A 2,183-nucleotide genomic window follows, 5' to 3' on the forward strand; every position below is an offset into this window, starting at 1 on the left:
ATGCCATAACGAGTCACACTTGGCAACATTTATACGTTCGCGTATTTATGAAAATTACTACTAAGTCTAGCAGACCGAGAGTGAGGCGCGGCCCAAGGGCGAGTCGGGGACAGGGCAGATGTATTTTTCTCAAGGGCTTGGCAGGCACTGAGAAATCCGTCACGGAATCAAGGCCTTCCGTAAACCTAACATTCTGATAGATTTGATTTTCTTGGGAATTCCGCCTTAAATCACAAGCAGAGAGCCAGCAACAATAACGGTCGCGCATCACGCCTCGCCAAGAAGGCGCACCGCGGGACGGAGCGCACGGCCCATGTCAGGCATGGGTCTGCGCCACAGGGAGGCGAGCGATGCCACGACGCGCGCGAGTGACGGCTGCGGGAGTACCGCACCATGTCGTGCAGCGCGGCCACAATCGCCAGCCCACCTTCTTCGCCGCCGAGGACTACCACACCTACCTGCATCACCTCGCCGAGGGCGCGCGCCGCTACGGCTGCCAGATCCACGCCTACGTGCTGATGACCAACCACGTGCATGTGCTGGTGACGCCGGAGTCCCGGGACGCGCTCGCGGCGCTGATGCGCTACGTCGGCAGCCGCTACGTGCAATACGTGAACTACGTCTACCGGCGCCGCGGCACGCTGTGGGAAGGGCGGTTTAAGTCGAGTCTGGTGCAGGCCGAGGACTACCTGCTTGCGTGCTACCGCTACATCGAACTGAACCCGGTGCGCGCGGCGATGGTGGAGCGGCCGGAGCATTACCGCTGGTCGAGCTACGCGTGCCATGCGCTGGCCAAGGTAGACGCGCTCGTCACCGATCATCTGATCTACGTGGAGCTGGGCGCAACGCAAGATGCGCGCTGCGCGGCCTACCGTGAGTTATACCGCTACGAGCTTGACGCGGAGATCGTGGGCGAGATCCGCGGCACGCTGAACAAAGGACTGGCCCTGGGCGCGAAGCGGTTCAAGGATGCGATCGAGCAGGCTCTGGCGCGCTCGGTGCGGGAGAAGCCGCGCGGGCGGCGGCGCAAGACGGCGAGCGAGATCGATGGTGAGCATGGACAGTTCGGGTTTGCGGAGGAACGGAAATGAACGTGCGCAAAAAGAATTTGGCTCCGTCTCCATTTAACGCAAACGCTTAGTGAGGTTCTATATGACGAAAATGACTCTGACCCCATTTTTTAGCGCAGCAATGCAGGCGATCCGATACGTCGTGCGTCAACGTGCCCATGTCATCCGCACGACACTGGCCGTGGCGGTGTTCGGCTTGCTGCCCGCTTGCGCGGCGACCACGCCCTCCGACCGACCGGACGACGCCTACGTCAAAGAGGCATGGGCGTATTTCAAAAAGAAATGCGACACCGAAGCTGGCGAGAAGATCTACAAGACCTTCACCGGCGTCAAGAGCGTGCTGGTGGTGAAGCCTCTGCCGCCAGCGACAGAGAAGGATCTGTACGATCAGTTCTGGTATGGGGATCCTTATAGCTATGACATCCCGGCTGCAGACCGTGGTGAGCGCGTAGCCAGGAAACTTATTGGTCACGTAAAGTTCATAAAAAACGCTCACGCCCAAGATGGATTTTCCTTCATTGAGCAGCGCACTGGCGAAGACGAGAATCAGAAGTATCAGCGCATCTATCCGCTGGCGGAGCCGCCATTTTTTCGTAAATCGGAAATTACAAAGCCGGAAAGCCGATTTGGTGTTGCGTGGGAAGACATTTCTACGCCAAACGATCGCAAATATTGGGTTGCCGGCAGCCGTTTGCGGATTCTCGATTTGACCGACAACAGCGTCATTGCCGAGCGTATTGGTTACTTTATCGAGGCTGGATTCGGGTCAACTGCGGGCCAGCGGCGTCCCTGGATGACATCCAGAGGACCGAGCACAACGTGCCCTTCAATCATTAACCGTGACTTTACGGATCGTTGGTTCGTCCTGAAAGTTATTAACCCCGCCGAAGCAGGCCAAAATGGCAAATAATCAAATTTACTGGCTGCTTGAATTTGCCAATATGCAAATGGCCGCGGAAGCGTTTTTAATTGAGGGGGACGAGCCTTCAGTACCTGCTAACGAAGTTTCCGACAGGCTAGAACGTGGCAATACCCACGCGAGCCGCTTCACAGCGGTTCAAGCTGAACAATTCACCGCGCAATACGAAGTCCTCACCCAATACCGCAACGATC

The 2,183-nt window shown here is 57.4% G+C and carries 3 protein-coding genes; all 3 read left to right on the top strand.

Annotated features, from left to right (window positions below; genetic code table 11):
- Positions 1–398: 398 nt before the first annotated feature.
- On the top strand, positions 399–1,091 hold the full coding sequence (locus WD823_RS10900) for a transposase (protein ID WP_368429526.1): 693 nt from the start codon (positions 399–401) through the stop codon (positions 1,089–1,091).
- A 61-nt stretch (positions 1,092–1,152) separates the two neighbouring features.
- Entirely contained in the window at positions 1,153–1,980 is an 828-nt protein-coding gene (locus WD823_RS10905; protein ID WP_368429527.1) for a hypothetical protein, read from the top strand.
- Positions 1,970–2,183, top strand: a 214-nt coding sequence (locus WD823_RS10910; RefSeq protein ID WP_368429528.1) for a hypothetical protein, incomplete at its 3' end; no start/stop codon positions are given. The genes WD823_RS10905 and WD823_RS10910, both read left to right, overlap by 11 nt.

It is taken from the genome of Sulfuricaulis sp. (genome assembly GCF_040901545.1).
Taxonomy (GTDB): domain Bacteria; phylum Pseudomonadota; class Gammaproteobacteria; order Acidiferrobacterales; family Sulfurifustaceae; genus Sulfuricaulis.

Excerpts from the sequence above, each read along its gene's own strand:
- WD823_RS10905 (WP_368429527.1), top strand. The coding sequence starts at position 1,153 with ATGACGAAAATGACTCTGACCCCATTTTTTAGCGCAGCAATGCAGGCG.